We start from the raw sequence: 6,089 nt of genomic DNA on the forward strand, positions 1-6,089 counted from the left end.
CGACCTGTGCCTCCGGATGTTGGCCTTTATCTGTCTGATTACTCGTGATTTTAATCAAAAAGCGTGACGATTATAAATGATAGCCGATGGAACTCTGCCCATCTGTCTGTTTTATAACCACCTTGTCGGGGTTGGCTGGCTCCCTCGTGGCGATTAGATGCATATTCCCAACACTATATTTGCCATATGTGAGCAGAGGACTGACCTTATGCTTGCCAGCCATCATCGCTTTGATATCATTCGTCAGCCTTTTTACGCATTACAACAGAGTCAATTCATGGTTATAAAAGCGCAGAGCCCAGCTGGGTTTGCCGAGGAATACATCATCGAGTCCATCTGGAACAATCGCTTTCCTCCCGGATCTATTCTGCCCGCCGAGCGTGAATTATCCGAGTTGATCGGGGTGACGCGGACGACCTTGCGCGAAGTGCTGCAGCGACTGGCCCGTGATGGCTGGTTGACCATACAGCATGGCAAGCCGACCAAGGTGAACAATTTCTGGGAAACCTCCGGCCTCAATATTCTGGAGACGTTGGCCCGTCTGGATCAGGACAAGGTACCTGATCTGATAGCTCAGCTGCTCTCCGCCCGTACCCACATCTGCACCATCTTTATCCGCGGGGCGATCCGTCACAATCCGGAGCAGGCCGCCGAGATCCTGCGTGGCGCCGATGGGGTCGAGAACAACGCCCAGGCTTATGCCGAGTTCGATTATCGCCTGCACCACCAGCTGGCGTTTGCTTCCGGCAATCCGATCTACGCCCTGATCCTGAACGGTTTCAAAGGGTTGTACAGCCGGGTCGGCAGCTACTACTTCTCCGACAAGCAGGCCCGCGAGACCGCAGATGCCTACTACAAGACCCTGCTCAATCTGGCGGAGACCAAGAACCACGAAGCCGTGTTCATGACGGTGCGTCAGTACGGTATCGAGTCCGGCAAGCTGTGGACCCGCCTGCGTCAGGACATGCCAAGCGATCTGTGCGACAACTGATCCCTTGCCTGTGCTGTCCAAGAAACGCGCCATCCGGCGCGTTTTTTTATTCTGCCGTGTTTGTGTCTATCCTTGATTGGCGGTGGTAATTGCTTGAACTGCATGGATATTTGGCCAAAAAGCTTGATCCAGCGCAAATGAACCCTGCATTTATCACTTTGGTGGCATAGGACCCAACCGCTGATTGAGGTCAAATGGAGGCATCAAGAGCGGAGCCAATATCCGCCAGAAGGAACACACCTTTCACCGGATGAAGGACACAACAATGAGTCTTCTTGAACACACCATCTGGACAGTACTGGGATACGGGGCCATGCCCTTTATCTTTCTGAGCGGATTCGTGGCGGTGGCAGTGACCTGTTGCATGCTGCTGAACGCATTCGGGGTACAGTCCGCCGAGAAGTGAGTCGCTTCTCCATGCCGCCAAATGCCAGTCTTCGGACTGGCATTTGTTTTTTGTGTCTTTTAAAACACTTATCCCGGCAGGGAAGGGGAAATCTTTGGTCAGGATGGTCGAACCTGCCGCCGATTTTGATTACACTGGCGCCCGTATTTCCCACTCCCCCTTCTCTTATCAGGTGTTCAAGGTTTTCTATGGCTCTCAAGGCAACCGTATTCAAGGCCCAGATCAGTTTGTCTGATATGGATCGCAATCTGTATCAGGACTTCTCCCTCACGCTTGCGCGCCACCCCTCCGAAACCGATGAGCGGATGATGATCCGGCTGGCGGCCTTTGCCTGGCACGCCGCTGAGCGACTGGAATTCACCAAGGGATTGAGCGCCGATGATGAACCCGAGCTCTGGTGCAAGAACTACTCGGACGAAATAGAGCTCTGGATCGAGCTGGGCCAACCCGATGAGAAACGGCTCAAAAAAGCCTGCAACCGCGCCCGTCAGGTGGTGCTCTATCTCTACGGCGGTCGTGGCACCAGCGTCTGGTGGAAGCAGAACCAGGGCAAGCTGAGCCAGCATGACAACCTCAGCATCATCGAACTCTCCGACAGCCAGACTCTTCCACTCACCGCTATGGTCGAGCGTACCATGCAGCTCACCTGCACTATCTCCGATGGTCAGCTCTGGGTCAGTAACGGCGCACTGGAAGTGACGCTGGATCCGGTGGTGCTGATGGGCAAACCGGCCCGCGAACTGTAACGGACGCCGCCCATGTTCAGCGCCTTGCTCAATATCGTCATCCCGGTGTTCGGTGTGGTCGGGCTCGGTACACTCTACGGGCGATTGCGACCGGGGGCCGCGCTCGGTTACGTCAATCGGGCCAATATCGAGCTGTTTACCCCGGCGCTGGTCTTCTCCGCGCTGGTCAAGTATCCGCTGGCGCTGGCGGAGCATCTGCCGCTGATTGCGGCGGGGGCGCTGGTTATTCTGTTACCCGGTCTGCTGCTCGCGCTGCTCAAACTCAAAGGGATTGAGCGGGCAGCGCTGATCTTGCCCGCCATGTTCCGAAATACCGGCAATCTTGGTATCCCCTTGATGGTGCTGGCGTTTGGCGAGCAGCAACTGGGGGCCATCGTGATCCTCTTTGTGCTCTCCAATCTGCTGCACTTTTCGGTCGGCATGTTTATCCTCTCGGCCAATACCTCCCGCTGGTTGTGGCTGCACAGCCCTGTGTTATGGGCCGCGCTGGCCGGTTTGCTGGTGGCCAACCTGCACATTACGCTGCCGGAATATGTGGTGACCACGGCCTCGCTGCTCGGCCAGATCTCGGTGCCCCTGATGCTCTTTGCGCTGGGCATTCGCCTGATGGAGGGAGAGCTCGATCACCTTGGCCTCGCGCTCAAGTGCAACCTGCTCTATCTGCTGGCGGGGGGATTGTCGCTGCTGCTGGCGATCTGGCTGTTGCCGCTCAAGACGGAGTGGATCCCGCTGTTGATGTTGTCGGTTTCCTTGCCCCCTGCGGTCTTGAATTACATGCTCTGCGAGCAGTATCACTGCCAGCCGGACAAGGTGGCCAGTATCGTGCTCGGCGGCAATGCCCTCTCTGTGCTGGTTATCCCGCTGGCAGTCTGGCTGGCACTTCATCTGCCCGGCTAAGCCAGATTGAATCGCTGCGGCGGTGCGACTCATTGGTCAATTGCTTGATCGAACCGAGTCACAGTCGTTCGCATCTCATGCATGCCATCTCTGTCCATCATTGCCTCCGTAATATATCTGTCGTCCCCCTATCCAACCCTGAGCCCGGGGCCTAACGGCGGCAGCTATAGTTGAAAAAGAGCTGACTGACACTGTTTAACCAATGCCAGTGAGGGAAACCGGATGAGCACAAGTGAGCAATCTGATCCTGTGGGGCAGGCAAAATCGCGCTATGACCCGGCATTGCCTACCGGTTATGACTGGCGCAGACACCGCCGTTTTATCCTCAGTGGTGGTGGTTACAAGGCGGAATGTCGCCGTCGCAACTGGTTTTTGGAGTTGCTCAACCCTGTGCCCTATGTGGTGGTGCGCGACATAGCCATCGGCGGCATCGGCATTCTGGGGGCCATACGGTTGAAAGAGGGTGATGAGCTGGTGATTGCCATTCCCTCTGGCGAGAAGCTGCGCGGTCTGGTCGTGAGATCCCAGCCAGACCCACTTTTTCCCAAACTCTATCGCACCGGTATTCGCTTGCATCGTTATCCGACGGCCGAGCTGTTTGCCCGCTGGCAAAGTTACATTCAGCCGCAAGATAAAGCAGATTTCGACCATGAGTGCCAAGTCTTGAAACAGGTACGTGGTGCGTGAACCAAATGCCATTTCAGAGGTTGTTTTCCCCACAGCCAGCATGCTCTGTCGATGGACTTTGCGGATCAGCAGGCTTGGCTGGGTGGTTTATCTCACTGCATGTGTTTTCATCTTTATGTTTTTATTGAATTTTATCTGTGCCTCTGAAGTCGCGGAGGATGCAGATCATTTTCCCTTTTCGTGATCCCCCCTGAAGTAGTTCCCCCTGATATCCCTTAGTATCTGGCCAGCATGACTCCCTTTAGGGGGAGGATAACAAGAACAAAAAGGAATGATGGATGAGATCCGTGAGCAACCAGTGTCTGTTGATGCAGATCCAGCCGACCATCTTGCGCTTTGCCAAGATGCTGGCGAGTGTGCTGCAGCTTGAGGTCGAAATTGTGGATGCCGATATGGTTCGGGTGGCTGGCACCGGGCCCTATGGCAAATTCTTTGGACGTCAGCTGGAGGGGGATTCCCGCCTGCTGCGCTATGTGATTGATAACCAGCGGGAGAAGATCGTTACCCACACCAGCGATGATCCGGTGTGTGACGGTTGTACCTGCAAGGAGAGCTGCCGTGAGCGCGCCTTCCTCGGGGTGCCCATCATGGTGGACGAGCGCTGCATCGGGGTGATCAGTCTGGTGGCCTTCAGCGACGAGCAGCAGGCGCGCCTCAACAACAATCTGCAGGATGTGTGTGACTATGTGCGCCACATCTCCACCATCTTTGTAGCCAAGTTGCTCGATTCGCGCGGGTTGTCGGACGGGGTCAACAAGGTGTTCCTCAATCTGATGACCAACATGGATCAGGGCTGCCTGCTGCTCGATGACAAGAGTCAACTGCTCTATGCCAACGAGGCGGCACTCCATCATCTGGGTTGCCAGCAGGAACAGCTGCAGGGGCGCGAAGTGGGGATCCGCCCACTCACCTTCTCCCAACAGGGGCTGAGTGGTCATCTTCAGCACATCATCACCTTTGAAGGTCGTCAGGAGCTGATCATCGGTCAATTGCACCATGTGCAGGGCCAGCAGCTCTTTCTGATGGCCTTTCACCAGTCCCACTCCGGTCAGGTTCAGGAGCCGGATCCGGATGTGCGGATCGATCAGCTGATCGGCGAGAGCAAGCCGATGCGCACCCTCAAGCGACTGCTGCATCGCATCGCCCAGAGTCCCTCCAGCGTGCTGATTTGTGGCGAGAGTGGCACCGGTAAAGAGGTGGTGGCCCGCGCCGTCCATCGCCTGAGTCCACGACAGGACAAGCCCTTTATCGCCATCAACTGTGCCGCCATTCCCGAACAACTGCTGGAGAGCGAGCTGTTTGGCTATGTGAAGGGCTCCTTTACCGGTGCTTCCAGCGGTGGCAAGCAGGGCCTGATTCAGGCAGCCCATCAGGGCACCCTGTTCCTTGACGAGATTGGCGACATGCCGCTCACCATGCAGGCCAAGCTGCTGCGGGTGCTGGAGCTGCGGGAGGTGACCCCCATCGGGGCCAGCCGACCGGTGCCGGTGGATATTCGCATCATCGCCGCTACTCACCAGCATCTCGATCAATACATCGTCGAAGGGAAGTTTCGCGAGGATCTCTACTACCGCATCAACGTCATCCCCCTCAACCTGCCGCCACTGCGGGAGCGGGAAGGGGACGTGGAGCTGCTGACCCACTACTTCCTCAACCTGCACACCAGCCGCATTGGCATCGTCTATCCCGGTTTGGCTCCCGAGGTGATGGCGCTGCTCAAGGGGTATCGCTGGCCGGGCAACGTCCGCGAGCTCAGCAACCTCATCGAATATCTGGTCAACGTCAGCCAGGCGGGCGAAGTGATTGACGCCAGTCTGCTGCCCCCCAACATCATCCGCAATCAGGAGCCCCATCACGTGGCGGCCCAGTCGATCCCGGTGACCAACCTGGATGCGGCGTTCAATGTGCCTGCCACAGCTCCGCTCGCCGCCCCGCCGGAGAAGCTGCCTGAACCCGTTCCGGGTGAGAGCGGCCTTGAGAGCATGGAAAAACAGATGATAGAAGAGACCCTGCAGCGGCTCGGCAACAAAAAACTGGCCGCACAGGCGCTGGGGATTGGGATTGCCACCCTCTATCGCAAGATAAAGAAGTACGAGATTGCCGTGCAGAGCTGAGGCGCTGGCGGCGTTTATCCGGCCCGTGTCATTCATCGGATGGCACGGGTTTTTTTATGGGAACAAGGCTCTGTGTCATTGCCGAATTGTGCTGAACGGATTGGTGGGGCAGGGGGAGTGGCTAAATGGCAGAATGCAAAAAGCCCGCTCGATGAGCGGGCTTTTTTAATCTGGTGCGTCCTAGTGGATTCGAACCACCGACCCCCACCATGTCAAGGTGATGCTCTAACCAGCTGAGCTAAGGACGC

6 protein-coding genes and 1 tRNA gene are annotated in these 6,089 nt (G+C 56.7%); 6 read left to right on the forward strand and 1 reads right to left on the reverse strand.

Features of this window, described 5'->3' with window-relative positions; genetic code table 11:
* Window positions 1-277: 277 nt before the first annotated feature.
* From fadR to G5315_RS19665, 6 genes are all read left to right on the forward strand, one after another.
* Window positions 278-991 (forward strand): fatty acid metabolism transcriptional regulator FadR, encoded by a 714-nt coding sequence (gene fadR, locus G5315_RS19640; RefSeq protein WP_026034983.1) that lies wholly within the window; start codon window positions 278-280, stop codon window positions 989-991.
* 265 nt (window positions 992-1,256) lie between these two features.
* Window positions 1,257-1,397: a TIGR02808 family protein gene (locus G5315_RS19645; protein ID WP_005345965.1), complete on the forward strand. Its 141-nt coding sequence runs from the start codon at window positions 1,257-1,259 to the stop codon at window positions 1,395-1,397.
* A gap of 188 nt (window positions 1,398-1,585) precedes the next feature.
* Entirely contained in the window at window positions 1,586-2,143 is a 558-nt protein-coding gene (locus G5315_RS19650; protein ID WP_005336887.1) for a YaeQ family protein, read from the forward strand.
* Window positions 2,144-2,155: 12 nt separating this feature from the next.
* On the forward strand, window positions 2,156-3,040 hold the full coding sequence (locus G5315_RS19655; protein WP_421333806.1) for an AEC family transporter: 885 nt from the start codon (window positions 2,156-2,158) through the stop codon (window positions 3,038-3,040).
* Between the two features lie 222 nt (window positions 3,041-3,262).
* Window positions 3,263-3,727, forward strand: coding sequence for a hypothetical protein (locus G5315_RS19660; protein ID WP_005360970.1), 465 nt, complete (start codon window positions 3,263-3,265; stop codon window positions 3,725-3,727).
* A 278-nt stretch (window positions 3,728-4,005) separates the two neighbouring features.
* Window positions 4,006-5,841: a sigma 54-interacting transcriptional regulator gene (locus tag G5315_RS19665; RefSeq protein ID WP_421333808.1), complete on the forward strand. Its 1,836-nt coding sequence runs from the start codon at window positions 4,006-4,008 to the stop codon at window positions 5,839-5,841.
* Window positions 5,842-6,012: 171 nt separating this feature from the next.
* Here G5315_RS19665 and G5315_RS19670 read toward each other — a convergent pair.
* Window positions 6,013-6,089 (reverse strand) — tRNA-Val (locus tag G5315_RS19670).

The organism is Aeromonas sp. 603607, assembly GCF_049171595.1.
In the GTDB taxonomy this organism is placed as follows: domain Bacteria; phylum Pseudomonadota; class Gammaproteobacteria; order Enterobacterales; family Aeromonadaceae; genus Aeromonas; species Aeromonas veronii.